The organism is Psychrobacter sp. Pi2-51, assembly GCF_904846665.1.
Classification (GTDB): domain Bacteria; phylum Pseudomonadota; class Gammaproteobacteria; order Pseudomonadales; family Moraxellaceae; genus Psychrobacter; species Psychrobacter glaciei.
The window spans coordinates 49,447-75,508 of sequence record NZ_CAJHBP010000009.1 but is presented as its reverse complement, the minus strand read 5'-3'; the positions used below and the strand labels follow the sequence as shown (position 1 = coordinate 75,508).

Annotated in this window: 21 protein-coding genes; 15 read left to right on the top strand and 6 right to left on the bottom strand. The window is 44.5% G+C overall.

The genetic code is table 11. From position 1 onward, the window contains the following. Positions 1–22 precede the first annotated feature (22 nt). The 8 genes from JMY08_RS06940 (at position 23) to JMY08_RS06905 (ending at position 8,244) form a co-directional block, all read left to right on the top strand. Positions 23–1,168 carry a ParB/RepB/Spo0J family partition protein gene (locus JMY08_RS06940; RefSeq protein ID WP_201592526.1) on the top strand — a complete coding sequence of 382 codons (1,146 nt, stop codon included), beginning with the start codon at positions 23–25 and terminating at the stop codon, positions 1,166–1,168. Positions 1,169–1,246: 78 nt separating this feature from the next. Continuing rightward, a complete protein-coding gene (locus JMY08_RS06935) occupies positions 1,247–1,981 on the top strand; it encodes a MotA/TolQ/ExbB proton channel family protein (protein WP_010198190.1) in 735 nt (244 codons plus the stop codon). Positions 1,982–2,067: 86 nt separating this feature from the next. Then, entirely contained in the window at positions 2,068–2,499 is a 432-nt protein-coding gene (locus tag JMY08_RS06930) for an ExbD/TolR family protein (protein ID WP_010198193.1), read from the top strand. A gap of 138 nt (positions 2,500–2,637) precedes the next feature. Next, positions 2,638–4,425 carry a lipid A export permease/ATP-binding protein MsbA gene (gene msbA, locus JMY08_RS06925; RefSeq protein WP_201592523.1) on the top strand — a complete coding sequence of 596 codons (1,788 nt, stop codon included), beginning with the start codon at positions 2,638–2,640 and terminating at the stop codon, positions 4,423–4,425. 78 nt (positions 4,426–4,503) lie between these two features. Continuing rightward, positions 4,504–5,616, top strand: a complete 1,113-nt coding sequence (gene lpxK, locus JMY08_RS06920) for a tetraacyldisaccharide 4'-kinase (protein ID WP_201592521.1) — start codon at positions 4,504–4,506, stop codon at positions 5,614–5,616. Between the two features lie 35 nt (positions 5,617–5,651). Beyond that, entirely contained in the window at positions 5,652–6,467 is an 816-nt protein-coding gene (gene kdsB / locus JMY08_RS06915) for a 3-deoxy-manno-octulosonate cytidylyltransferase (RefSeq protein ID WP_189581540.1), read from the top strand. Between the two features lie 137 nt (positions 6,468–6,604). Continuing rightward, complete coding sequence (locus JMY08_RS06910) at positions 6,605–7,741, top strand: DNA polymerase III subunit delta' (protein WP_189581543.1); 1,137 nt, start codon at positions 6,605–6,607, stop codon at positions 7,739–7,741. A 155-nt stretch (positions 7,742–7,896) separates the two neighbouring features. Next, positions 7,897–8,244, top strand: coding sequence for a PilZ domain-containing protein (locus JMY08_RS06905; protein WP_189581546.1), 348 nt, complete (start codon positions 7,897–7,899; stop codon positions 8,242–8,244). A gap of 156 nt (positions 8,245–8,400) precedes the next feature. Here JMY08_RS06905 and ppk2 read toward each other — a convergent pair whose 3' ends face one another. Together ppk2 and JMY08_RS06895 are read right to left on the bottom strand one after the other, a co-directional pair. Then, positions 8,401–9,414, bottom strand: a complete 1,014-nt coding sequence (gene ppk2 / locus JMY08_RS06900) for a polyphosphate kinase 2 (RefSeq protein ID WP_228293107.1) — start codon at positions 9,412–9,414, stop codon at positions 8,401–8,403. A gap of 236 nt (positions 9,415–9,650) precedes the next feature. Beyond that, positions 9,651–11,207, bottom strand: a complete 1,557-nt coding sequence (locus JMY08_RS06895; protein ID WP_201592520.1) for an acetyl-CoA C-acetyltransferase — start codon at positions 11,205–11,207, stop codon at positions 9,651–9,653. A 649-nt stretch (positions 11,208–11,856) separates the two neighbouring features. On the opposite strand from JMY08_RS06895, the gene JMY08_RS06890 reads away from it, so the two are divergent. The 4 genes from JMY08_RS06890 to JMY08_RS06875 all read left to right on the top strand — a co-directional run bounded on the left by JMY08_RS06890 (position 11,857) and on the right by JMY08_RS06875 (position 16,761). Beyond that, entirely contained in the window at positions 11,857–13,257 is a 1,401-nt protein-coding gene (locus JMY08_RS06890) for a 3-oxoacyl-ACP reductase (protein WP_201592518.1), read from the top strand. Between the two features lie 398 nt (positions 13,258–13,655). After that, positions 13,656–14,570: a MaoC family dehydratase gene (locus JMY08_RS06885; protein WP_201592516.1), complete on the top strand. Its 915-nt coding sequence runs from the start codon at positions 13,656–13,658 to the stop codon at positions 14,568–14,570. A gap of 80 nt (positions 14,571–14,650) precedes the next feature. Next, complete coding sequence (locus JMY08_RS06880) at positions 14,651–15,175, top strand: beta-lactamase hydrolase domain-containing protein (RefSeq protein ID WP_201592514.1); 525 nt, start codon at positions 14,651–14,653, stop codon at positions 15,173–15,175. Between the two features lie 170 nt (positions 15,176–15,345). Then, on the top strand, positions 15,346–16,761 hold the full coding sequence (locus JMY08_RS06875) for a serine hydrolase domain-containing protein (RefSeq protein ID WP_201592512.1): 1,416 nt from the start codon (positions 15,346–15,348) through the stop codon (positions 16,759–16,761). Positions 16,762–16,774: 13 nt separating this feature from the next. Here the strand turns inward: JMY08_RS06875 and JMY08_RS06870 are convergent, their stop codons facing one another. From JMY08_RS06870 to JMY08_RS06860, 3 genes are all read right to left on the bottom strand, one after another. Beyond that, positions 16,775–18,022, bottom strand: a complete 1,248-nt coding sequence (locus tag JMY08_RS06870) for a cation:proton antiporter (protein WP_201592511.1) — start codon at positions 18,020–18,022, stop codon at positions 16,775–16,777. 228 nt (positions 18,023–18,250) lie between these two features. Beyond that, positions 18,251–20,137 (bottom strand): dihydroxy-acid dehydratase, encoded by a 1,887-nt coding sequence (gene ilvD, locus JMY08_RS06865; RefSeq protein ID WP_201592510.1) that lies wholly within the window; start codon positions 20,135–20,137, stop codon positions 18,251–18,253. 180 nt (positions 20,138–20,317) lie between these two features. Then, entirely contained in the window at positions 20,318–21,130 is an 813-nt protein-coding gene (locus JMY08_RS06860; protein WP_201592508.1) for a hypothetical protein, read from the bottom strand. A 345-nt stretch (positions 21,131–21,475) separates the two neighbouring features. Between JMY08_RS06860 and JMY08_RS06855 the strand changes: the two genes are divergently transcribed. The 3 genes from JMY08_RS06855 (at position 21,476) to dusB (ending at position 25,390) form a co-directional block, all read left to right on the top strand. Next, positions 21,476–21,919, top strand: coding sequence for an HIT family protein (locus JMY08_RS06855; RefSeq protein WP_201592507.1), 444 nt, complete (start codon positions 21,476–21,478; stop codon positions 21,917–21,919). 253 nt (positions 21,920–22,172) lie between these two features. Then, positions 22,173–24,218, top strand: coding sequence for a BCCT family transporter (locus JMY08_RS06850; protein WP_189581574.1), 2,046 nt, complete (start codon positions 22,173–22,175; stop codon positions 24,216–24,218). A gap of 134 nt (positions 24,219–24,352) precedes the next feature. Beyond that, complete coding sequence (gene dusB, locus JMY08_RS06845) at positions 24,353–25,390, top strand: tRNA dihydrouridine synthase DusB (protein WP_201592506.1); 1,038 nt, start codon at positions 24,353–24,355, stop codon at positions 25,388–25,390. A 32-nt stretch (positions 25,391–25,422) separates the two neighbouring features. Here dusB and JMY08_RS06840 read toward each other — a convergent pair whose 3' ends face one another. Next, on the bottom strand, positions 25,423–25,812 hold the full coding sequence (locus JMY08_RS06840; protein ID WP_201592504.1) for a DUF1622 domain-containing protein: 390 nt from the start codon (positions 25,810–25,812) through the stop codon (positions 25,423–25,425). Positions 25,813–26,062: the final 250 nt, after the last annotated feature.

The window sequence follows — 26,062 nt, the reverse complement described above, 5'->3', positions numbered from 1 at the left end:
TAGCGTTAGAGGATAGGTAATCATGGCGAAGAAAAGAGGGTTGGCTGCTAATCGAGGCTTGGACGCCTTGTTAGGGTCAATCAAAAAAGAAAAGCAAATTACCGCCTCTGCCTTGCAAGACGATATGGCTGCGCGTGACAACACTTTGCCAGCTGAAACATCAAATACTGATATGCTCAACACCAGTGTGCCTGCCAAAACTGTAGGCACAAAAGCCAATGAAAAACCGATGGCAAATACCACAGGATCTGGCACGACTAACCGTAATCGTACAGCGCGGTCACCGCGGATGGCTAGTAAAACGTCTGTCAATAAGTCCCGTACTGCTGGTACAGATAATAATGGAACAGAAGACCAAATTAGCTTGGTACAAATTGACGTCACGCGTTTACAAGCGGGTAAATACCAGCCGCGCCGTGACATGAGTGAAACTGCGCTGATGGAATTGGCGTCCTCTATTGAACAGCATGGCGTGATGCAGCCCATCGTTATTCGTCCATTACTGGCTAACGAAGACAAAAGCGAAGCATTCGTTACCCACGAAATCATCGCTGGTGAGCGCCGCTGGCGTGCGGCGAAAATGGCAGGTAAAGCCGTGATACCGGCGATTGAGCGTGCATTGTCAGATGAGCTGGCTATTGCACTGGCATTGATTGAAAATATCCAGCGTGAAGACCTGTCAGTGATTGACCAAGCCGCCGCATTACAGCGTTTTCATACAGAGTTTGGTATGAGTCATGCGATGATTGCTGAAGTTGTTGGCAAGGCGCGTACGACCGTATCGAACCTACTACGTTTGAACCAGTTACATGACACAGTAAAAGACCATTTAGCAAACAGCGCCCTAGATATGGGGCATGCGCGTACGCTTTTGGCATTGTCCTCTGAGCAACAGCCTATCATTGCGCAAAAAATCATTGATGGCGGCATGACGGTGCGAGAAGCTGAAAAGCTGGTCAAGTCAATTTTGCAGCCCGCCCCCAAAACCAACCGTACGGAAAAATCACAGTCTCGTGACGCTGAACGTCTAACGCAAAGACTGACCGATATGCTTGGTGCTGAAGTTAAGCTTAAGCATAAAAAAGACGGGCAGGGCAGTGTCGAGATATTCTTCCACAGCCAAGACCAGCTAGCCGCTTTGATTAAACATATAGAAGCACAGGTTTGATAGTTTCCGTCAGGTTATAACAACGGTTCAAACCATCTTTATAAAACATATTTTTTAAAAATATAAAAGAGAGTCAGTATGTGGGAGTTGGTAAAGGCGGGTGGATGGCTGATGACACCGATTGTGGTGTGTTCAATATTGGCGTTGGTTATCATTATTGAGCGTAGCCATACCTTGCAATTTAATAAAGTTGCCCCGAGTAGATTACGCGAACAGCTGATTACCCGTTTACGTGAAAATGGCGATATCGGGCGTACCCAGTTGATGAATGTCAAAGAAAAAACCGCTCTTGGTGATATTTTAGCGACAGGGCTGCTTTATCGTCAGTATGGATTAGAGTCAATGACGATGCATATGCAAAACCGTGCAAGTGTGCAAGTGCATCAATTAGAAAAAAACATCAATATGCTCGGTACTATAGGTGCGATTGCACCGTTGCTCGGACTATTAGGGACGGTACTGGGGATTATCTCGTCGTTCTTAGCGATTACTGATGGCGCGATGCAAGATCCAACGATGCTTGCTGCTGGCGTGTCACAAGCCTTGATTACGACGGCTGCTGGTATGATTGTGGCTATCCCAGCACTGGTTGCCTATCGCTATTTTCAGCGCCGTATCATTGATATCAATGCCCAGTTTGAGACCCAAGCAGGACTAATGATTCAAGAGCTGTATGATTATCAACTGTTTGAAAATACTTACAACCCTAGTTCAAAGACCTCAGCGCATCGTGCATCATCGGATGAGACTGTAGGTAATGAGCATTCAACCAGTGTTTTAAGCTCAGATAATGGTATTGCAATGACGTCGTAGTATGAATAATTTCATTGGTACTACGCATCATGATATGAATAGTCATTTATCGAAAAACTGAGTATTAAGCATTTAAAGAGGGTGATATGCGCTTTAGAAAACCAACCGTCGAGCCGCTTGAAATCAATTTAACGCCAATGATCGATTGTCTATTATTTTTAATTGTATTCTTGCTGCTGGCAACGTCGTTTAATCATTTTAGTCGCTTAAATATTATCCTTCCTGAAGCGGAAGGCGTGGCACTGACCGAACAGAAAAACAGCATTGAAGTCGCCGTGCAAGAAGATGGTAGTTATTTAGTCAATGGCATTACGCTTGCCAGTAGTAATGAGGCTGAGTTGACCAGTATGTTACAGCAAGAGGCGGGCAGTAATCGTGATATGCTATTCGTTATTGCAGCAGATGCCAACGCTACCCATCAATCGGTGGTAAGAGTCATGGATATCGCTGGCAAACTGGGGTTTTTGAACCTAAATATTAGTACTGTTGTACCACTTGGTCAGCCTTTACCACAATAATATTTTTATCCTATTTGTGCTGGGATTTTTAATTGTACTATTTAAACGCTTAAGCGCTGTATTATCACATCAATACCACTATAAAACTGTGCTACTAGCACAGTCCATTCATGTCATGACACTCAAATTGAGGCTTTTATGAGCCAAGCTTATCAACCGGACTCTGCAAAAACTTCTATTAAGAAAGTATCAGTGTCTTCAGAAAGTCCGCCTAAGCATAAAACATTACTGCGTCTACTTAGCTACCTAAAGCCATATTGGTGGGCACTGCTATTGACGGTCGTGGGCTTTGCGATTAATGCGGGGACAGAGATTTGGATTGCTAAGTTACTACAATATATCACTGATGCGATCAACCAAAATGATCAAAGCAAGAAAGCCTTATTTCCCCTACTGATCATCGGACTGTTCTTTGTACGCGGTGTGGGTAGCTTTTTGGGTAATTACTACTCTGCTTTGGTCTCGCGCAACTTGGTCTATGAGTTGCGAGTAGAGGTGTTCAATAAACTGCTGCGTTTGCCAAGCTCATTTTATTTGGCAAATCCCGCTGGGACTATTTCATCGAAATTGATATTTGATGTTGAACAAGTCACCGCCGCGAGTACAGACTCGATGAAGACGTTGCTGCGTGATGGTTTGACTGTCGTGGCATTGATAGGTTTTTTGCTGTATAGCAATTGGCGTTTGACCTTGATTTTATTTGTCGTACTACCGCCCATACTATGGCTCATTCGCATCGCATCCAAGCGTTATCTCAAGCTCTCTAAAGGCATTCAAAAGACGATGGGCAACGTCAGCCATATCACCAATGAAGTCATCGGTGGCTATCAAGTCGTAAAAAACTACGGCGGGCAAGCGTACGAAGCTGAACGCTTTGATAAAACATCAAAAAAGAACTTGCGCCAGGGCATGAAAGTTGTCGTTACCAATAGCATCAATACGCCTGCGGTACAGCTATTGATGGCGATGGCGATGTCAGTTGTGGTGTGGCTCGCATTGAGACCTGCAGTAATAGATAATATTTCAGCTGGTGAGTTTATCTCATACATTGCAGCAGCAGGTTTGCTGAGCAAGCCAGTCAGGTCGCTCACCGATATCAATCAAAAATTGCAAAAAGGCATTGCCGCTGGTGAGTCTATTTTTGCGCTACTTGATGAGCCAGAAGAAGAAGACACAGGTACAATAAACAAAGCACTGTCAGGTGAGATGTCGTTAGAGAATATCAGTTTGATTTATCCTGATTCGACGGTCGCCCTGCATGACTTTACATTGAATATAAAAGCAGGTGAGACGGTTGCACTCGTGGGACGAAGCGGTGCAGGTAAGTCATCGTTAGTTAATTTATTGACGCGCACTCTAGAAGCCTCTTCAGGGCAGATTACGTTAGATGGTATGCCTATTGAAAGTATTAAGTTAGAGAGTTTGCGCGCCCAAATTGCCATGGTGAATCAGCAAGTAGTCCTGTTTAATACCACAGTTTTCAACAATATTGCTTATGGCAGCTTAGCTCATAAGACCCAAGCTGAAGTGGAACGTGCCGCAAAAGATGCCTTTGCTCATGATTTTATTATGAAGATGCCAAACGGTTATCAAAGTGAGGTCGGTGCTGAAGGCTTGCAACTGTCTGGTGGTCAACGTCAACGCTTATCGATTGCTCGCGCCTTATTAAAAGACGCCCCGATTCTAATCTTAGATGAGGCGACCAGTGCGCTTGATAATGAGTCAGAATATTACATTCAGCAAGCGCTTGATAACGTAATGAAAGATCGTACTACACTGGTTATTGCACATCGATTAACCACGATTGAGTCAGCCGATCGTATCGCTGTACTAGATGGCGGTCAGATCGTTGAGCTAGGGACGCATGACGAGTTGATGCAGATGCAAGGTCACTACGCGCAAATGTATGAGCGCGATTTTGAGTAAGATTATGAACGATTTTACTAAGGTTTGAACGATAAAGTGTGAACGAGCACTAGGCTAATAAAAAAGTGACCAATACGAATGAGCATTGAGACGACAGTGACGCGTGCTTGGCAACGTCAAGCCGCTTGGTTGTGGCTATTATTGCCGATTAGCTGGTTGTATGGGCTCATTACCATGCTGCGTCGTCAAGCTTATAAGATGGGCTTACTATCCAGTTACCGCGCCCCAGTTCCTGTGATGGTGATTGGTAATATCAGCGTGGGTGGCAGTGGCAAGACGCCATTAATTATTGCCTTGGTTGATTACCTACAAAATCAAGGTGTAAAAGTAGGTGTTATCAGTCGCGGTTACGGTGGCGATAGTAGTCAAATGCCAGCTTTGGTCGATGCCGCCAGTTTACCCAATGTGGTAGGGGATGAGCCTTGTTTGATTGTCAATATGACAGATGCGCCCATGGCGGTATGCCCCAATCGTAAGCAAGCGATTACTACTTTATTGAATGCCCATCCTAAATTACAATTCATTATTGCTGATGATGGCTTACAGCACTATGCCCTACAACGTGACATTGAATGGATTGTGGTCGATTCAGCACGGGGCTTTGGTAATAAGCAATTACTCCCAACTGGATTTTTACGTGAGCCAATGTCACGGTTAGAAGGTGCTACGGTTATTTATCATGAAGGGCCAAATAACAGTGCAGCGCCTCATAATAAAAACACCAAGCAGCAGTCACAAGCTGATCATCTGTCCATGCACCTGCAAGCGGACGACATGAAATTATTATGGCAACCTGTATTGGCTGACGCTCATATTGATGCGCCTAAAAAGGGCAGTAGAGTCCATGCGGTGAGCGGTATTGGCTATCCGCAGCGGTTTTTTGATACTTTACACTCGCTTGGTTTTGAGGTTATAGGTCACCCTTATCCCGACCACTATGAGTTTAGCTTGGCTGAATTGTTGCAATATCGCGAATACCCCGTCGTGATAACCACTAAAGATGCAGTAAAAATAAGAGCTTTGCTATTAAAAGCAACTGCGGCGCAAACGTTGAGCAATGACCATAAAGAGCTTGTAAGTAGACTCTGGATATTGCCAGTAACAGCGGTGTTATCGGATAGTTGTTATGACAATTTACAGCAGCAATTAACCGTTTTAAATATTGATATGTCTAATAGTGAAAAGCTGTAAATCTTAGAATTTAAATGATTTTGTAGGAATAAACTATGTCGCCCATCATTACGCCCGCCAAAACGCATATTGTCGTTCCTGCTCGCTTTAAGAGTACGCGATTACCCGGTAAGCCTTTGTTAAATATTCATGGCAAGCCAATGATTCTTTGGGTCGCCGAAAAGGCGCAGGCAGCACACTTCGCTGATGATATGTGTATTGCGACCGATGATGAGCGTATTGCAAAAGTGTGTATGGATGCAGGTTTTGATGTGGTGATGACCAGCGCAGAGCACGCTTCAGGGACTGACCGTTTGGCTGAAGTCGCTGCCATTAAAGGCTGGGCTGAGCATGATATTGTGGTCAATATGCAAGGTGATGAACCGTTGGTACCGCCGCTATTATTAGAGCAGGTAAAGGCACTTTTGGTAGCAGACAATGACAGCGTGATGGCTACCTTGTGTGAGCCTATTGATGACCACGAGACTTTTATGCGTCCATCAGTGGTAAAGGTTGTCAGTCAGCACGCTAATGATTTGCAACGGGCGCTATATTTCAGCCGAGCACCGATTCCTTGCGATCGAGATGTCGTATTGGCTAATGAGAGCAATAAGCAGCCGCCCAAAAATGCTTATCGTCATTTAGGGTTATATGCTTATCGCGTCAGCCTATTGCAGCAGTTTGTGCATTGGCCGCAAACGCCGCTTGAAATACTTGAAAGCTTAGAGCAATTACGTGTTTTAGAGAATGGTGGTCATATTGCTATTGCCACAGCCGCTTGCCAGCTACCAGCAGGTGTCGATACTCAAGAAGATTTGGATCGTTTAAATAGCATGAGCTTGGCGGATTTTCAAAACCCTCTCTCTAAATAGCCTAAGTAAAAACAAACTTCCTGCTAAGTGACACTATTACACTACCTAATCGCACTACCTACTAATTTATCAGGCACATTTATCAAGCATAATAGTCGTCAAGTACAGTCATCAAGCAAAGCTATAGAGCAAAATTTATGAGTGACCTCACAGAAAGTACAGGTGCATTAGATACGTCAGATGGCATTTATTTTGCACCGTTACTGCCGTGGCAGAAAACTCTGTGGTCGCAGTTGACCAAGCGGGTGTCAACGTCGCAACAGTCTTTGCCTCATGCAATGCTCGCAGCAGGGATGCAAGGTATGGGCAAGCGTGCTTTTGTATGGCGTTTGGTCGCTTGGTTGTTGTGTCGTCAGCGTGATACTCATCCATTTGGTGCTTGCGCCGAGTGTGAGAGCTGCCAGTGGCTCAGATCCGGTACGCATCCAAGCTTACAAGTGCTTCCTATCGTCAGTATGCCGGTCAGTGTGGAAAATACAAGTAATAAAGAAGCTGCCAGTAGTAGTGCTAAAGACAAAAAATCTGCCAAAGCCGCTAGCAATAGTGCTCTTAAAATAAAAGTTGATGATATTCGTGCATTGCAGCCTTTTATTTACCAAGGTGGGCAAGGGATGCGCATCTGCGTGCTAGATCATGCCGAAAAAATGACGGTTGCTGCTGCCAACGCGCTGCTTAAGACTTTGGAAGAGCCGCAAGCACAAGTTCATTTATTTTTACTCAGCGATACGCCAGCGCAGCTTTTACCGACCATTAAAAGTCGGGTTCAACAGCTGCCACTTCAGACCATTGAGCCTGCTACTGCCGTTGAATATGTGACGCAGGCGCTTGGATCTACGGTCAATCGTGAAGCGGTCGGTACAGCGGCAATTGAGCAACTTATCCAACTGGCAAATGGTGCGCCTTTAGCGGCGATAGCGCTGGCGCAGGCACCTTGGTATAGTAAGCGTGCATTGTGGCTGACGACGTGGCAAGCGTTACGTAGTGGCAAACGAAGTAGCATAGCAGCCAGCGATTATTGGCAAACCCAGCTTAGTATCATAGAGTTTATCCAGCTGTCTGAGCTGATGCTGCTTGATATGCGCCGTGTTTGCTTGGGGCTGAGCGAGCTGCAAAAAGACATCAGTCTCTCAGTAGCATTAGACACTTATCAGCCTACTGACAGTGGTTTAGAAGGCTTTGCGGCTAGCCTACAGCAGACCAAAATTGCCCTACAACAAAATGTGCAAGAAAAATTCGCCTATGATAAGCTAATGCAAGAATTGGCCTATCTATAGTCAATCCACTGTAGAAATTAAGTGCAGCAGGACTAAGAAGATTAAGACCAAGATTAAGATGTTCATTATTATTTGGTGATCTATTAATGCGTTGGTCTAGCTATGATTTATCATTTATAAAATACATCAAAACTCATTTATAAAGGAAGCTGACTATGGCAATGCCAGGGCGTGGCGGGATTCTAACCTGCCATATGGAAGATATCGAAACGTTATACGCCAGCTATTTATCTTTTGTAAATAATGGTGCCTTGTTTATTTCCTCTGATCGCGTGCAAAAGCTGGGCGATGAGGTGTTTATTGCGGTGACTTTACCCAACTCTAGCGAGCGCTTACCGATGAATGGTAAGGTGGTATGGATTAGTTCTAAAGTTCAAAGCGGTCGTCCTGCAGGTTTTGCGGTGCAGATTGGCACTGATATCGCAGGGCAAAGAATCAAAAATGAAGTCGAGCGCTTATTGGCTGGTAAAATAGACAGTTTGCAGTCTACTTATACCATGTAGCGTGTCTGTCTATTCGTGCGCTTATCTACTGAAATAACGATGGGTTTCAAGATAGATAGTAAGATAAAAAACACCACCTTATATATGTATAAGGTGGTGTTTTTTTAAGTAAAATATGACTGGGTTAGATGAGGCTAAGCAAAGCAGGAGTGTGTTTTAGTAACGCGGTGGTACATACATATCGTCTGGAATCGGCTCACGGTAGTATTCATCATCGCGCTTGCGCTCGGGTAGCTCTACCTCATCGCGCGGCACTTCTTTGTAAGGAATTTGCTCCAGTAGATGCGCAACACAATTTAGCCTCGCGCGCTTCTTATTATTACCTTCGACCACCCACCACGGCGCTTCAGGGATATGAGTACGCTCAAACATGGTCTCTTTTGCCTTGGTATAGTCCTCCCAACGCCGCCGTGACTGTAAATCCATTGCTGAAAGCTTCCACTGTTTAAGAGGATCATGAATGCGGCTCATAAAGCGTGAATGCTGCTCATCATCAGTAATCGAAAACCAGTATTTGACCAAGCGAATACCAGAGCGTACTAGCATGCGCTCAAATTCGGGCACCGACTGAAAAAACTCTTCATACTGCGCATCTGTACAAAACCCCATGACGCGCTCGACACCCACACGGTTATACCAACTACGATCAAAAAGTACAATCTCACCAGCGGCTGGCAAGTGCGCCACATAACGCTGAAAATACCATTGTGATTGCTCACGTTCCGTTGGTGCAGGCAGGGCAGCGACTCTACAAACGCGCGGGTTTAATCGCTGAGTGATACGTTTGATAGCACCACCTTTACCTGCAGAATCACGACCCTCAAATATCACCACAATACGCTCACCACGAGCCACCACCCAATCTTGTAACTTGATAAGTTCTCGCTGTAGTCGCACTAACTCTTGAAAATACATACGGCGATCGAGTCTTTCTTGCTCGCTCATTTCCCGACCATCAAACCGAAAGTCTCGCATGTAATCATCGATTTCGTTCTCAAGCTCTTCGTCATAGGTATCAATCAAGTCTTGATGCATCTTACGGCGCAGCTCATCATCAAAGACTTCCTTATCCATGCGACCAATAAAATTGGCCTGCTCAGATGAGGTGAGCTCATTACGCTCTTGCGCGGTCAATGAATTGGGTTCAATCGCTGAGGGTATTTTGCTCATATCAAGCTCCAGATAAATGATGTCATGGTTATTATTGATTATTCTTACTTTATCATATCTGCTAGCAGTGCTATGCGTTGGCTACGTTTCATTATTGTGTTGCCTGACGGTTTCTGACCGAATTTACAATTCTTAATGGATAGAAGATAGGCATAAAAAAACACCCTCTAATCCATTGATTAAAGGGTGTTTTAAAACTCTAAACTATTTATTGCCAAGTTACCTCAGCTAGAAATTTACTTCTCTAGGATGCAAGTCACACCTTGACCACCCGCGGCGCAGATAGAGATAAGCACACGTCCTGAGCCTTTTTGATCCAGCAGTTTCGCAGCCGTTGCTAAGATACGACCACCAGTGGCAGCGAAAGGATGCCCTGCCGCAAGTGATGAACCATTCACATTGAGTTTGCTACGGTCGATAGAGCCTAGTGGCGCGTCAAGACCTAGACGCTCTTCACAGAACTTTTCATCTTCCCAAGCAGTTAATGTTGATAATACTTGTGAAGCAAAAGCTTCATGAATTTCGTAAAAATCAAAATCTTGCAACGTTAGACCAGCACGCTCAAGCATACGCGGTACGGCATATGCAGGTGCCATTAATAAACCTTCTGTTGTGCCAGATTTGCCGATGAAATCCACAGCAGCTGTTTCTTGATGGACGATATAAGCCAATGGCTTCAGACCATGCTCTTTTGCCCATTCATCCGTACCCAGTAGTACACAAGAAGCACCATCAGTTAGCGGCGTAGAGTTAGCAGCCGTCATCGTCGGGTTAGCATTCTTTCTGCCAAATACTGGCTTTAGTTTACCCAGTTTTTCTAAAGTGGTATCCGGACGCAAGTTATTGTCGCGCGTTAGACCTTTATATGGAGTGATTAGGTCATCAAAGAAACCTTCATCATAAGCGCGCGCTAGGTTTTGATGGCTATTAAAAGCAAGCTCATCTTGTGCTTCACGGCTGATATTCCATTCAAGTGCAGTGATGGCTTGATGATCACCCATCGATAAACCAGTACGTGGCTCACCATTTTTTGGCGCATCGAGTAAGTCTTTTGGATTTAAGCCCATTAATGCTTTTAGACGTTGTTTGTTGTCTTTAGCAGCACCCAATTTGATAAGGACTTTACGTAGGCCATCGCCAACTGCGATAGGGGCATCAGATGTAGTATCTACGCCACCAGTAATGGCTGAATCGATAAGACCAAGGGCGATTTTGTTAGCAGAAGCAAAGGTCGCTTGCAAGCCAGTACCGCAAGCTTGTGAGATGTCATAAGTTGGGGTATGTGGGTTCAGATCGGTGTTCAGTGTGGCTTCACGAGTTAGGTTGATATCACGGCTTAGTTTCATAACGGCACCAGCGACGACTTCACCGATTTTTTCGTCTTGCAAATTAAAGCGCTCAACCAAGCCATTCAATGCAGCGGTTAACATATCTGTGTTGCTGACGTCTGCATATGAGCCGTTTGAGCGTGCAAATGGGATACGGTTGCCACCTAAAATTGCGACGCGGTTTAGACCAGAAGCAAGCTTCGTAGAACTTGATTTTTTAGCAGAGGTAGCGGTCTTTTTGGCAGCAGGAGTATCGACTTTATCATCAGCGGCTTTTTTGCTGGTAGTGTCTTTAGCGGCACTTGCTTTAGTGTCGGTGCTGCTGGTTTTCTTAGCCGTCGCTTCTTTCTTATTGCTCTCTGGCTTAGCACTATCTGATTTAGTACTGCTTGATTTGTTATCGGTAGACTTTACGACAGTGCTTTCAACAACAGGACTCTCAGGGTGATTATTTTTATTACTCATAATATTATCCTTAAAATATTGGCAGAAAAAAAGAAGGTAGCCCTTAAAAAGGGTGGCTAATTAAAATGTACTGCTTAAGTTGCTTGCAGGTATTACTTAATGATTTAATTCAATGAGCAAATGTTATCATTTATTATGCCGTCTAGCTGTGTATCATAAGACGTTTTTGCTGCCTTACTGTATGTCTTTAGCAAACTATGTGACACTTATTTAAGCTCAGTAATCTCTCAGTCCACTGATAGCTATAAAAGTAGCCATGATATTTCTTAGAATGATAACTTTCTTAGACTGGCTAGTATTGATTATTAGCATTGCATAACGGCACGTTTGATAATATATTGTTATCGATAAATGCATTTGCCATAACTTATAGGTCTGATTTTAGCACAACATGGCGATTTTTAAATCTAAAAAAAGAGACTGTCTTGTATACTGGCTTGTCTACAGATTGTTATAGACATTGTTGGCTTTTGGACTTGTTTACCATGTGAGTGTATAGTTAAGGCAGTTTTGTACCCATTCACTAAATATAAATAATTATGATGCTAATGAGTCTTTATACTTGTTGGTGTTTGTATGAGTGATTATAAAAGACAAATTTCATTTTTCATTTACTCTTATCTTAACCTTTCGTTATAGGAATTATATTATGTCAGACCGTTATGGTGATTTTGTTCAGTCTTCTATTGGTAAAAAAGTTGCAAAAAACTTAGGCTTGCCTATGCCAGTAGAGCTTGACCGTTTTGATAGTGGCCAGCCTTTGGTACGCGGTAGCGTCTTGGTTGGTCGTGCTAATGGCGATGATAAAAGCGTGAGTGCTTCTGTTGCACGTATCTTGTCAGATGTACATGCTGATGTGTATGTAAACAGCAGTGATGACATCAAAGATGCGCTTTCTGATGCGGGTGTTGAAGCTAAATCCAATACGGGCGGCGATGATAAGTTTAAAGTATTGCTTTTTGATGCCAGTAATATCAGCAACGCCGATCAGCTCAAAGAAGTTTATGAGTTTTTCCATACGGTTGCTCGCCGCGTAGAACAATCAGGTCGAGTAATCATCGTTGGCCGTACGCCAGAAAACTTGACTGATATCGAAGCAGCACTGGCACAACGTGCGCTTGAAGGCTTTGTAAAGTCGGTTGGTAAAGAGTTTAAGCGCGGCGTTACCGCACAACTTATCTACGTTGAAGAAGGCGCAGAGCAAAACTTAGACTCAACCTTGCGCTTTTTCACGTCAGCTCGCTCAGCTTATGTGTCGGGACAAGTGGTACGTGTCAGCACAGGCGATAACGTTGATGTCGATTGGACACAGCCTCTAGGTGGCAAGACCATGCTAGTCACTGGTGCAAGCCGCGGTATTGGCGAAGCCATCGCGCGTGTATTGGCTCGTGAAGGCGCTCATGTTATCTGTCTTGATGTTCCGCAGCAACAAGCTGACTTGCAAAAAGTCGCCAGCGAAATCAGTGGTTCTGTATTGACCGTTGACATCACCAGTGCTGATGCAGGCAAAGAAATCGCAGAAGCGGCGCAAAATCGTGGCGGTCTAGATTCCATTATCCATAATGCTGGCGTGACGCGTGATAAGACCTTGGCAAAAATGGATGAGAAAAAGTGGGACATGGTCATCAATATCAACTTAGGTAGTATCGCTAAGCTGAACCGCTATTTACTTGATAATGACGTCCTAAAAGACAATGCGCGCATCGTTTGCGTCTCATCAATTTCAGGTATCGCTGGTAACATGGGTCAGACCAACTACGCGACTTCGAAAGCAGGTGTGATTGGTTTGGTTGATGCCACGGCTAAGCAATTAGAAGACAATGCCAAAGGCATGACTATTAACGCTGTTGCCCCAGGATTTATCGAAACTCAAATGACAGAAGCCATCCCATTTGCTATTCGTGAAGCGGGTCGCCGTATGAACTCAATGAGCCAAGGCGGCTTACCAGTTGACGTTGCTGAAACCATCGCATGGTTTGCATCTCCTGCCTCTGGCGGTCTAAATGGCAACATTGTACGCGTTTGTGGTCAAAGCTTGCTGGGTGCATAGCCTTGAGTGCCTAGCCTTAGTTTATTTGTGGGTATAGGTGATAAAGTTGCTTACAGTAAATATATGACATAACCTATTATTTTTTATTTACCTCACATATGCTTACGAAAAAATTGCTGATAAATTGTAATAAAGCTGCCCAAGGGTGGCTTTTTTATGATAAAAACACAGGAACCATAAGCCAAATTGTTTTTCGTAGTGATAAGTGCCTATACTGTTCATGAGAATAGCTATGAGACTGGCTATCAATGTATTAATGTATCAATGTATCAATGTGCTAATTGATGACAGGCTCCAGTACTTATAAAAAACATCGTTCAATAATAGGCTTAATCAACGACTTCATAGCATTTTAATATGCATTAAAAAATCAGCTTGAGCCACACTTAGGATTTATTATGTCAGACAAACATTATGATGCGTTGCCAAAAGCGCATACGACTTACGCCAATATTGTGAAAAGCCTATTGCCTATTGGTAATAGTGACAAAATCAGTAAAGATCAACTGCCGCAAGCGACCTATTATGTGGATGACCTGCACATTGATCAGGGCAATCTAAACGATTATCGTAAGATTTGCGGTTTTGCCGATAATGGCAAAGTGCCTATTACTTATTTTTCAGTGCTGTCACAGTCGCTGCAAATGAACATGATGGTCAAAGAGCCATTTCCGTTTGCTATGCTAGGTCTGGTCCACGTGGATAATAGCGTGACTCAGTATCGTCCTATTGGTGAGCGTGAGACTGTCGCTATGTCGGTCGCCTTTGATAACTTGCGTGACCATGCACAAGGTCAACAGTTTGACTTCGTGACGACGATCAAGTCAGAAGACGAAGTCATCTGGGAAGGGACGTCAACGTATCTGTCCCGTAGTAAAAAATCAGACAGCAGCAAAGATAAGAAAAGCGCCCCGCGTCCAGTAACGGTGAAGCCAGAAGTGAACGCAGACGGTGTGCACAGCATCTTTGAAGTGCCAGAAGATATCGGTCGTCGTTATGCCTTTGTTTCAGGTGACTTTAATCTTATCCATTTGCATCCGCTATCCGCGCGCGCGTTTGGCTTTCCTAAAGCGATCGCTCATGGTATGTGGTCAAAGGCCAAGTGTCTTGCCATGATGGACGAGCTACCTGATGCTTGTACGGTTGACGTTTCATTCAAATTGCCTATCTTTTTACCCGCTGAAGTAGAGCTTATCGCTGAGCCAGTAGCGCAGCTTGACAATGCAGACGATACTTGTGAATTTGGTTTATATAGCTCTAAAAATGACAAGCCGCATTTGGCTGGTGTCGTTAAATTGCACAATAACCATTAATGAACCGTTGGTAAAATGACCATTAGTGACCCAAACAGCTTTTATCTCAACAGCCCAATCTAACGAACAAATTTATAATTATGACTTCACATACAGCAGCAATAAATGCAGATCAACCTAATAGCCTAGCAGTTACTGATAATAACGTTCTAGATAATGGTGTCGATCTCGCCACTATGTTTGACCCTTACTTTCGTCCTGATGCAAACACCATTGTGTGCGGTGCGCTCGATGAGAAAAAAGTAGCGGCTTTGGCCGAAGCTGGGGTTGAGCTGGTCATTAACTTACAGCCCGACGACGAGTTGAGCTTTGATGAAGCAGCAGCAGTCGCGCAAGCTGGCATGCATTATGAGCATTTGCCTATCAACGGTGTTGCAGACTTAAAGCAGCTTAAAATATTGGCATTTGATAATATCTTACGCCAACATCATGGCAAAAAAATAGCCATGCATTGTGGCTCTGGTAATCGAGTAGGGGCCGCCATTGCTCTGCGTGCAGGATGGCTTCGTGGTCGTAAGATGGACACTGCCATGGAGCGTGGTCGCAGCCATGGCTTGACGAAGCTTGAAGACGAAGTTTATAAGCGTTTGCTTGTACCGCGCTAAGACATTAAGATGATAAAGTATTATTGAGCAGCACTGAGTAACAAAAAGGCGACCAATAGGTGGCCTTTTTTATGAGCAAATAGATGCTCAATATTAAGGCACTGAGGGACTTTTAAGACTTCGGCGTTTTTTTGACACTTAGCAATTATAAAAAATGGAGCAGGAAAACCATGACTGACAACAATAAAAAAACCAATCAGAATCTTGATCAGCAAATCGATGGCGAGTTTCAGAAACGCATGCAGCAATTATTGACTGATTTACAGCTTGACGACGCGCCCGCTGGCGGTGCTGTGGTTGTCTATCAGGACGGTAAATGTATCGCTCAGGCGAGCGTGGGCATGGCTCGTCCAGACATGTCATGGCAGCCTGATACCTTGGCGATTAACTTTTCTACTGGTAAAGGCGTATTGGCAACGCTAGTGCATGTGTTGGTTTCGCAGCAGCTGCTTGCTTATGATGAGCCGATTGCCAGCTATTGGCCAGCCTTTGCTGCCCAGCATAAAAGTTCTGTTACGCTACGCAATGTTATGTCGCATCAAGCCAATTTGTTTTCTATTCAGAGTGTTGACGCGGACAGCGAAGCGTTGCTCGATTGGCAATTGATGCTCAACAAAATTGCCGCAATGTCAGTCACTGCACCTGAAGATGCGGAGTTATATGACAGCGCTTACAGTGCTTTAGTTTATGGCTGGGTATTAGGCGGTGTCATAGAAGCCGTCACTGAGATGTCATTGGCTGAGGCGCTGCGTCATTATCTGACTGAACCATTGGGTATCGCCGACAGTTGTTATTTCGGCGTACCCGCTAGCAAAGTCGATCAAGTGGCGATGCTGGCCAAAAACTTTGCTGGGTCAAATGAGGACAGCTCACAGCTAGGTAATAGGCGTCATAAACCTACGATAAAAGCAGACTCACCAGAGACGCTACAAACTTATGCAAATCTACCCAGTTATGGGTGTTGGCAGCAGCAAACATTAGCAAATAAAGAAACGGCAAACACAAGTCAGGATGATGAGAAAAATGACTTACCTACATTAGACACCGCTCGTATTAATGGTTTGTACTTCAATACGAGCAAGCTTAATCTAAGAAATTATAAATCGGCACTCATACCCGCCAATAAACAACCTATCGACTATTACCAGCGCGAGACACTACAGGCAGCCATTCCAGCAGCCAATGGTGTTGCCTCAGCGCAGGCACTGGCCACCATCTATGCGATGTTGGCTAATGGAGGGAAATGGCAGGGACGCACGCTTATTGATAGTGCCACTTTCGAGCAACTATCGACACCGCAAGTCAGAGGACTAGATGCCGTCATGCCAGCGAATATGGATTGGCGCTTGGGTTATCATCGACTATTTAACATTTGCCAAAATGTAGACAGTGAGATGCTAAAGGCAAACCAGCAAGGATTTGGGCATATGGGTTATAACGGTTCAGTGGCTTGGTGTGACCCTGAGCAGCAATTGTCCTTTGCTTTTATTCATAACTTTGATACCACGATGCTCAATGATGTGCGTCAGTTTGCCCTAACGGAAGCCGTGCTTAGCTTAGTCGATTCGAAGCTTTCAAAGCGCTAGACAGACCCTAAGGTTATTGTAATTTATTGGGTGCTATTTTGAGAAGTCTTGTGGCGCTAAGACCATGGATAAAAATTGAAGCCAAAATCACAATCGAACAGACGACCCATAATTTGAGCGCATCTTCCTCGCCGAAAAAACCTTGATTGAGCGCGTAAGACAAATAATATAATGTGCCAATACCACGAATCCCCAATGCAGAGATGGCATACTTTTCGGCGTGTGGGAGGTTCAGACCTGACAAGGCAATAAACCCACCGATGGGTCGTATCAACAATAAAAAAGTGAAGCTAACAATGTAAACGCGCCATGTCAGCTCAACACCTGACTGCAATCCTTGACCAAGAAACATACCGAAAGCAACCAGCACTAGCGACATGAGCAAACCTTCTGACTGTTCTGCAAAATCATGGAGCTTGTGGTGATAACTGTGTTTATGCTCTGAACGCCGGAAGGCAAAAGCCGCGACAAATACAGCAATAAAACCATAACTATGTATAAATTCTGCTGACCCATATGCCACTAGTGTTAGGGCAATGACCACATAACCTTGAGAAATGGTCGTTTCGTGACTGTGCTTTGAAAACACCAATTTTGCCAATAGTTTACCGACAACAATACCAACCACCAAGCCTGCGCCAATTTTCCACAGCACATCTTGAGTAAACCACGACCAGAGCATCTCACCCGTAAAACGCTGCCCTTCGCTAAAAGCCTCTGCTATTTTAATGGCCAAATAAACGAATGGAAATGCCAATCCATCATTCAATCCGGCCTCTGAGGTCAAGGTAAAGCGCGGCGTATCTTCACCGCCCGTATTTGGAGGCCCCACTTGAATACTAGAGGCCAGCACGGGATCGGTGGGTGCCAATACAGCGCCTAGCAAGATTGCCGCGCCCATACTTAGACCAAATGCATAATACCCCAACACTGCCATAGCAAAGATGCCAATCGGCATGGTGATAATTAACAAGCGTACGGTAGGTCGCCATAGTTTCCAAGACAGCTCAGTATCAATCTTAATACCGGCACCAACCAAAGAAACCAATATCACAATTTCAGTCAGTTTTTCGACGATTAAACCATTATCAAGTGGATTCAAAAATGACAATGTCGTCCACGAATACCCCATGAGCAAGCCAAAGCTGACCTGTAGCATAGGTAAGGAGATGGGTGTCCGCTTAAAAATAATAGGAAACAACGCCCCTAATAAAAAGGCGATGCCGCAGACCAATAAAAATAAGTTATAGTGTTCAATCATAACGTTCAATACGTCCCAATTATCTTGATCTAAAACAACCTGTATGAATGATAAACAGAGTCGCCATCACCAAGCCTTATCATGACGTTAAAATTTTTTTATTACCGCAAAAAAACGTTATTGAAACGTCTGCTACGTTGTTTTTTGGTGAAAAAAAAGCCTGCATCGCGCAGGCTTAGGATAATGCTAATAAATATGTCTTAAAAACGGGCCACTAAGATTTTTGGCTTAGCGCTCAACTTGACTCACATCGCGTACCGCACCCGTATCGGCACTGGTAGTCATGGCCGCATAAGCACGTAGGGCAGGAGAAACATGGCGCTCACGACTGACGGGTTTCCACGCATCGCGACCACGAGCTTCCATGACTTCGCGGCGAGCGGCTAATTCTGCATCGCTTACCTGCATATTGATAGTACGGTTAGGGATGTCAATATGGATAGTATCGCCTTCTTCAACCAGACCAATTGCACCGCCTTCAGCTGCTTCAGGGCTGGCATGACCGATCGAGAGTCCTGATGTGCCACCAGAGAAACGACCGTCAGTCAGTAGCGCACACTCTTTACCCAAGCCTTTAGACTTAAGATAAGTTGTTGGATAGAGCATCTCTTGCATACCAGGGCCACCTTTTGGACCTTCGTATCGAATGATGACCACATCGCCTGCAACGATATCGTCAGCCAATACCGCAGCGACGGCATCATCTTGTGACTCAAAGAGTCGTGCGCGACCAGTAAATACTAAAATACTGTCATCGACACCAGCGGTCTTGACCACACAGCCACGCTCAGCGATATTACCGTAGAGTACCGCAAGGCCGCCATCTGCTGAATAGGCATGTTGGGCACTGCGGATACAGCCTGACTCGCGGTTGACGTCAAGGTTTGACCATTCTTTTGACTGTGAGAAAGCTTCAGTGGTGCGTACGCCACCAGGTGCTGCTATATAGCGTGCGCGTGCCTCAAGATTGTCAGGATTCATGATATCCCATTTATCAATCGCTTCTTTCATCGTCGCACTATGAATGGTCGGCAAGTCAGTTTTCAGTAACCCTGCACGATCAAGCTCGGCCAACAAGGCAAAGACACCGCCAGCACGATGCACATCTTCCATATGGTATTTTTGCGAAGCAGGCGCGACTTTTGCAAGACAAGGCACACCGCGGCTTAAGCGGTCAATATCATGCATTTTAAAGTCAATTTCTGCCTCATTAGCAGCAGCCAACAGATGCAAAATAGTATTGGTCGAACCGCCCATGGCGATATCCAAGGTCATCGCATTTTCGAAAGCGGCTTTGCTGGCGATTGAGCGCGGCAATACGGAATCATCATCTTGCTCATAACGGCGCTTGGCAAGCGACACAATGGTGCGACCCGCTTCTAAGAATAGCTCGCGACGTAATGAGTGAGTCGCCAATAGCGAGCCATTACCAGGTAGTGCCAAGCCTAGCGCTTCGGTCAAGCAGTTCATCGAGTTTGCAGTGAACATACCAGAGCACGAGCCACAAGTGGGGCAAGCTGAGGCTTCAATCGCGGCGACATCTTCATCACTAATGCTGTCATCAGCGGCATCCATCATCGCATCGACAAGATCAAGCTTACGAACCGCACTGCCGTTACTGTCTTCATTATTGTGACTTTTACCAACCGTACTGGCTAGAATTTTGCCCGCTTCCATCGGGCCACCTGAAATAAATACCACTGGAATATTAAGGCGCATGGCAGCCATCAACATACCCGGAGTGATTTTGTCGCAGTTAGAGATACATACCAAGGCATCTGCACAGTGAGCATTGACCATGTATTCAACAGAATCCGCAATCAAGTCGCGACTCGGCAGTGAATACAACATACCGCTATGACCCATCGCAATACCGTCATCAACGGCAATAGTATTGAACTCTTTTGCCACGCCGCCTGCTTGCTCAATCTCGCGAGCGACCATTTGCCCCAAGTCTTTTAGATGCACATGACCAGGTACAAACTGGGTGAAGGAGTTGGCAATGGCAATAATTGGCTTGCCAAAATCGCCATCAGTCATACCTGTTGCACGCCATAGGGCACGTGCACCTGCCATATTACGACCACCAGTAGAGGTTTTTGAGCGATAATCCATGTGATATTCCTTACAAATAAGCGAGATTTATTAACGTGTGCAGCATCAGCTTTGATGCGGATAGTGTGCTTTTTATACAGAGTGAGTACTAGTGAATAATACTAATTCGTTACCATACCATTAGCTATGAATAACTAAAAATAATGCATAGACAATCATAAAGGAGTTGTGGTTAAAACACTACTCAAGGCGTTCTAAAATTGCCGTGTCAAACCATGGTAGCTCGGCTTTATCCGCTTCTAATTTGGCAATGACAGTTAATGCATGAGAGGCTAGTAGTTGTTGATAGTCAGCGCTAGCTTCAATAGTCAGTAGTGGCTCTTCAGTGTTGCCTTGCTCATCGATACTCATTAAAGTTTGCTTGTCGTTTTTATATAGAACATCAACGCGACCAAAAAACTGCCAGTCTTTAAAAGCGGCCGTCATCGCGTCTTCTGCATCTTTGGTATATATTTGCTGCGTCTCTTTGCCCGTATTGGTCCAATGTAGACGTACGGCTAACTGCAGTGCCTCACTAAAGACCACCAACGAGCCAATCACTTTGACATGCCAAGGACTGGACAATAAATCATTAGAAATATCTAAGAGAGTCGCGGCCTCAGCAGCAGTCATGGGTGTGTTAAATTGAGCGAGTAAGGTAGGTGTCAGCGGATGCGTCTGTTTAATAGCGTCATCCAAGCTATCATAGTGATATAAGAACGGCAATGGCAAGTCTTGCGTGACCGTCTTTTTGCTAATTTTGCAATTATGAATCCGCCAGCTAATGGTGGTATCTGTTAAAGCCTCTGCCAAGACAATCGTATTTGGATTTATCTTTAGGAGATTATTATTTTGAGTGTCACTTTGATCGCTACTGACAACAGCAATTTGTTCATCGCTTGCAGATGTAGGCGCATCTGTGTTGTCGTTGAGGTTATGAGTTAATAACGTATCTGTGTCATGCGATGTGGTGGTATTGTCTGATAATTGAGTCGGCAAGGCAGTCAAATTCATAACTCCAGCGTTAGCAAAATAGGGGGTTAATATAACATTTAATAGGGGATACTCGCCAATAAATTAGCGTGTTTGAATGGTCTGTCAGTACAAAAATAAATTTGATTTTTTCACTTATAGTCAGTGAAAAGTAATATCGATACATGACGCACTGCTGATATCAATTTTTCTTGCTTGCTGTGCCTGTGCAGACAGAGGCTACAAAAAATTAATATCAGCCGTATCGTCGCGTTTTTGGGGTATTTTGACTATATCTGCTGCTTGTACTTAACCTACATTTCGTCCACTATGTTGCAGATGGCATATTCACTACTCAAAATCATAAAATAACCAAAAGGAATGATAATGACTGAAGTTAAACAACAAGCTGATTATGACGATAACAACATTTTTGCCAAAATGCTAAACGGTGATATCCCATATCACAAGGTCTATGAAGATGATAAAACCCTCGCTTTTATGGATATCATGCCGCAAGCAGAAGGGCATGTATTGGTCATCCCTAAGCAAAAAGCCGTTGATTTGGCTGATCTTGAACCTGATTATGCCGCTGCAATACTAATGACATCCAAAAAGGTCATGCAAGCGCAGCGCCAAGTGTTTGATCGTGAGGGCGTTATTCAGATGCAGTTGAATGGATCACAAGCAGGTCAAACAGTGTTTCATTATCATGTGCACCTGATTCCATCGAGCATTCATGAGTTGGGTCGCCATGCAGTGACGCAAGCAGATCATGAAAAACTGGCGGAAATTGCCAAGCAACTTGCGGCAGTGATTGCTGCTCAATAATATATGTCTTTAACGAAGAATTTTTGAGAGTTCCAAAATAGATAAAAAGGTCGCTAGCAAGCGGCCTTTTTTGTTGCTTGGTAATAGTCATGTAACAATCGTTAAAGTCATGTTACAAGATAAGGGCTTAACTGGGGTTCAGGCAAAGAGTGTGATACAAATTATATTTTGTTAGGCATATCTGTTTCGTATTGCTTCTACGAATAACCTTTTCATAAAATAAAGCTGTATTAATTTGAGGATATCACTTTTTATGAGTAAATTACCTCGCTCTACTATCTTACTGCCAGTGTTTGTACCGGCTGCTGTCATCATGATTTTATTGGTGGTTGGCACTGCTGCAAATCCTGAAGCGGCGGGCGCACTATTCAGCACTGTTTTGACATTCACCACCAATACTTTTGGTTGGTTTTATATGTTGGCAGTCGCGCTGTTTTTAATGTTTATTATCGCGCTGGCATTTTCATCTTATGGCACTATCAAGCTTGGGCCTGATCATGCTGAGGCTGAATATAAATTCCTTGAATGGTTTGCCATGCTGTTTTCGGCAGGTTACGGCATTGCCTTATTATTCTTTGGTGTGGCCGAGCCAGTCATGCATTTTGCCAGCCCGCCATTGTCTGATCCGCAGACTATTGAGGCGGCAAAAGAAGCGATGCAGATTGCTTATTTCCATTGGGGTTTTCATATTTGGGCTATTTATGGGGTGGTAGGGCTATCGCTGGCGTATTTCTCTTTTCGTCATGGTTTACCGTTGTCGATGCGCTCCACGTTATATCCTTTAATTGGCGACAAGATTTACGGTCCTATTGGTCATACTGTCGATGTGTTTGCAATTGTGGGTACACTGTTTGGTATCGCCACCAGCTTAGGGTTGTCAGTCTCGCAAATTAACGCTGGCCTTAACTATCTGTTACCAGACCTCATTCCAGTTAATACCACCGTACAGGTCATTGCTATTGCATTGATTACCGCTGCTGCACTGGTCTCAGTGCTGGCGGGGATGGATAAAGGCGTCAAGCGGCTGTCTATATTGAATATGGTACTAGCGACTGCGCTGATGATTTTTGTGTTTGTTGTAGGGCCAACGGTCTTTATTCTAAATGCCTTTATGGAAAATACGGGCAGCTATTTGGGTAATATTGTCGAGCGCACCTTTAGCTTGCAAGCGTATGAAAATAGCGATTGGATCGGTAGTTGGACGTTATTTATCTTTGCTTGGACAATCGCATGGGCACCTTTTGTTGGTTTGTTTATTGCCAAAATTAGCCGTGGTCGTACCATTCGTGAGTTTGTACTTGGTGTCATGCTAGTACCAACGTTCTTCACTTTCTTTTGGTTTGCCGTATTTGGTGATACCGCATTGCACATGATTATGGTAGATGGTTATACCTCGTTAATTACTGAGGTACAAAACAACCAAGCGATTGCCTTGTTTAAACTGCTAGAAAACCTACCTTTCACTGAGTTTGTGTCTTCATTGACCATACTATTAATCATTACCTTTTTTGTGACGTCGTCAGATTCAGGTTCATTGGTTATTGATTCGTTAGCAGCAGGCGGTCGAAGTGATACGCCATGGTGGCAGCGTACGTTTTGGGTAGTGACCGAAGGGGCGGTGGCCGCTGCGTTATTGCTTGCCGGTGGCCTAACAGCACTCCAAACGGCTTCTATCGTTAGTGCCTTACCTTTCGCGATTATTATATTGATATCGATGTTTGGCATGTGGCGTGCGCTACGTATCGAAGGACATCGTAACCAGAGCTTGGGTAATGACAGCAAACTACCACCGCACCTGCTTAAGCCATCAGCATGGCGCGATCGTATCGATTACATCACTGATCAACCAACCCGTGATAAGGTTTTAAACTATATCAAAGAGGTGATTATGCCCTCAATGGTAGAGGTGTCAGCCAAATTTGCAGAGACAGGCTGGACGACTGATGTCAATTATGATGCGGTCAATAATCGCGCTGTGCTTGAGCTGCATCGCGGTGATGATGTCGAGTTTTGGTATGAAGTGCGCCTATCTGAACATGATGCGCCGGATTACCATACTGAAAGTACAGCAGGTGAGTTGCCACAAGAGCATCATCATCGTGCTGAGGTTTATCTGCGCCGTGGTGGTCAGACCTATGATTTGTATGGCTATGAGACAGAGTCCGTCATCAACGATATCATTGATCAGTTCGAGAAATATTTGCACTTCCTAAATGTGTCACCGGACAGTTTGCCGTGGCGTATGCAAGAGCACGATGATGACATTACGTTGGAGCAGGGCAGCGTGTTTGATAAATAGTTGGTTTGGCGCTTAAAGACTGATGTTTGTGGGTGCAAGTTATTCGAGTGAATCGCTTGCAATATGCGTATGAACCCTTAGAATAACGGCTTGATTTCATTGACCTGTTTTTATTAATAAGTAAGCCGTTATTTATGTCTATAGATATTTCAGTCTCTGAGACTCCGCAAACGCAGATTGCAAGCGATCATCCCTTATTGCAGCCGCTGAATATCGGCGGCTTGACGATTGAAAACCGTCTGATAGTCGCACCAATGGCAGGAGTCACAGATAACCCCTTTCGCCGTTTGTGTAAGTCATTTGGCGCAGGTCATGCCGTCAGTGAGATGATTATCGCTGATACCGCGCTTTATGCACGCAAAAAATCGCTATACCGTGCCAATTTCGATAATGAGATTGCCCCTATTTCTGCACAAATAGCGGGGGCAGAGCCAAACAAACTGGCAGAAGCGGCTCGTTATCAGATCGATAATGGCGCACAAATCATCGATATTAATATGGGCTGTCCCGCCAAAAAAGTCTGCCGAAAGCTGGCGGGTTCTGCCTTGCTTCAAGACGAAGATTTGGTAGCACGTTTGCTGGATGCTGCGGTAAATGCCGTCGATGCGCCCGTCACCTTAAAAACACGATTGGGCTATGAAAATGGGCGTGAAAACATTTTGCGCGTTGCAAAGCGAGCAGAGCAAGCAGGCATTGCCGCCATTGCCATTCATGGACGTACGCGCGAGGATATGTATACGGGTGAAGCGCGTTACGAGCTGATACGTGAGGTTAAAGAAAGCATCAGCATTCCGGTCATTGCCAATGGTGATATCGATAGTGCGCAAAAAGCGCAGCGTGTTTATGACTTGACGGGTTGTGATGCCGTAATGATTGGACGAGCGGCACAAGGTCAGCCGTGGATATTTCGCGATATTGAGCATTTTTTACGTACTGGCGAGCGTCTTGATGCGCCAAATGTTGGCGAAATCAAAGAAATTGTATTGGAGCATTTACAAGAGCTATATGACTTTTATGGTGAATACTCTGGCTGCCGAATCGCCCGTAAGCACATTGCTTGGTATACGACGGGCATTCCAAACTCTAATGCTTTTCGTCAAGCCATGTATGGTGAAGAGAGCACCGCTGGGCAGTTTCGTGTGGTCGAGGATTTTTTACAGGCTCACGAGTAAGGCATAAATAGCTATTGGCTATGAATCACTGATTACAACTCATCAGCATGCTTAGTTTTTGATGTCTTTTCAGGCACAGACTTGGAGTGTTGCCAAGGAAAGCGACCTTCTAGCTCGACTTGTAAAGATAAGCTTAAAAAAGTTCTAATGAGCACAATAAACCCCAGTACCAAAACACTGCGCAGCGTAGGCTCTGTAACGACAGTAGCCATAATGTCAGCAGCAATGAGCACTTCAAGCCCTAACAAAATGGACTTGCCAACCGTCTGTCTGATCTCGACGTAGGTGTCATGGGTGAAACGACCTGTTGAACGAACGCCTCTATAAAAAGCATAAAGCAGTCCAAAGAACATAATAAGAACACCAATGACTTCAACGATTTTGGCAATGAAATCAATATAACGAGCCAGAATTTCTACCAAGGTGCGTTCTCCTTATGATGCGTAAATTGAAAAAACAATTATAGCCAAAAAGCTGGGAAAAATGAGATGTTAAATTTGCAGCCCTTTTACTGGGGAGTGTGCTCAATCTAAACGAAAACGCCTAAATGGGTTAAAAATAGCTAAATCTTGCCAAACATCGTCAAATATAGTCAAAGTATCCTAAAAACGCGTCGGTATTGCTGATATCAATTTTTTTTAGCCTCTGTCTGCGCAGGCACAGCAAGCAAGA

What these genes read in the sequence shown, in the direction of transcription:
- JMY08_RS06870 (WP_201592511.1), bottom strand. Translation starts at nt 18,022, where the DNA reads ATGATTGAACACTATAACTTATTTTTATTGGTCTGCGGCATCGCCTTT.
- lpxK (WP_201592521.1), top strand. Translation starts at nt 4,504, where the DNA reads ATGAGCATTGAGACGACAGTGACGCGTGCTTGGCAACGTCAAGCCGCT.
- JMY08_RS06855 (WP_201592507.1), top strand. Translation starts at nt 21,476, where the DNA reads ATGACTGAAGTTAAACAACAAGCTGATTATGACGATAACAACATTTTT.
- JMY08_RS06860 (WP_201592508.1), bottom strand. Translation starts at nt 21,130, where the DNA reads ATGAATTTGACTGCCTTGCCGACTCAATTATCAGACAATACCACCACA.
- dusB (WP_201592506.1), top strand. Translation starts at nt 24,353, where the DNA reads ATGTCTATAGATATTTCAGTCTCTGAGACTCCGCAAACGCAGATTGCA.
- JMY08_RS06910 (WP_189581543.1), top strand. Translation starts at nt 6,605, where the DNA reads ATGAGTGACCTCACAGAAAGTACAGGTGCATTAGATACGTCAGATGGC.
- JMY08_RS06905 (WP_189581546.1), top strand. Translation starts at nt 7,897, where the DNA reads ATGGCAATGCCAGGGCGTGGCGGGATTCTAACCTGCCATATGGAAGAT.
- JMY08_RS06930 (WP_010198193.1), top strand. Translation starts at nt 2,068, where the DNA reads ATGCGCTTTAGAAAACCAACCGTCGAGCCGCTTGAAATCAATTTAACG.
- JMY08_RS06875 (WP_201592512.1), top strand. Translation starts at nt 15,346, where the DNA reads ATGACTGACAACAATAAAAAAACCAATCAGAATCTTGATCAGCAAATC.
- JMY08_RS06885 (WP_201592516.1), top strand. Translation starts at nt 13,656, where the DNA reads ATGTCAGACAAACATTATGATGCGTTGCCAAAAGCGCATACGACTTAC.
- kdsB (WP_189581540.1), top strand. Translation starts at nt 5,652, where the DNA reads ATGTCGCCCATCATTACGCCCGCCAAAACGCATATTGTCGTTCCTGCT.
- JMY08_RS06935 (WP_010198190.1), top strand. Translation starts at nt 1,247, where the DNA reads ATGTGGGAGTTGGTAAAGGCGGGTGGATGGCTGATGACACCGATTGTG.
- JMY08_RS06890 (WP_201592518.1), top strand. Translation starts at nt 11,857, where the DNA reads ATGTCAGACCGTTATGGTGATTTTGTTCAGTCTTCTATTGGTAAAAAA.
- JMY08_RS06850 (WP_189581574.1), top strand. Translation starts at nt 22,173, where the DNA reads ATGAGTAAATTACCTCGCTCTACTATCTTACTGCCAGTGTTTGTACCG.
- JMY08_RS06880 (WP_201592514.1), top strand. Translation starts at nt 14,651, where the DNA reads ATGACTTCACATACAGCAGCAATAAATGCAGATCAACCTAATAGCCTA.
- JMY08_RS06940 (WP_201592526.1), top strand. Translation starts at nt 23, where the DNA reads ATGGCGAAGAAAAGAGGGTTGGCTGCTAATCGAGGCTTGGACGCCTTG.
- ppk2 (WP_228293107.1), bottom strand. Translation starts at nt 9,414, where the DNA reads ATGAGCAAAATACCCTCAGCGATTGAACCCAATTCATTGACCGCGCAA.
- msbA (WP_201592523.1), top strand. Translation starts at nt 2,638, where the DNA reads ATGAGCCAAGCTTATCAACCGGACTCTGCAAAAACTTCTATTAAGAAA.
- JMY08_RS06895 (WP_201592520.1), bottom strand. Translation starts at nt 11,207, where the DNA reads ATGAGTAATAAAAATAATCACCCTGAGAGTCCTGTTGTTGAAAGCACT.
- ilvD (WP_201592510.1), bottom strand. Translation starts at nt 20,137, where the DNA reads ATGGATTATCGCTCAAAAACCTCTACTGGTGGTCGTAATATGGCAGGT.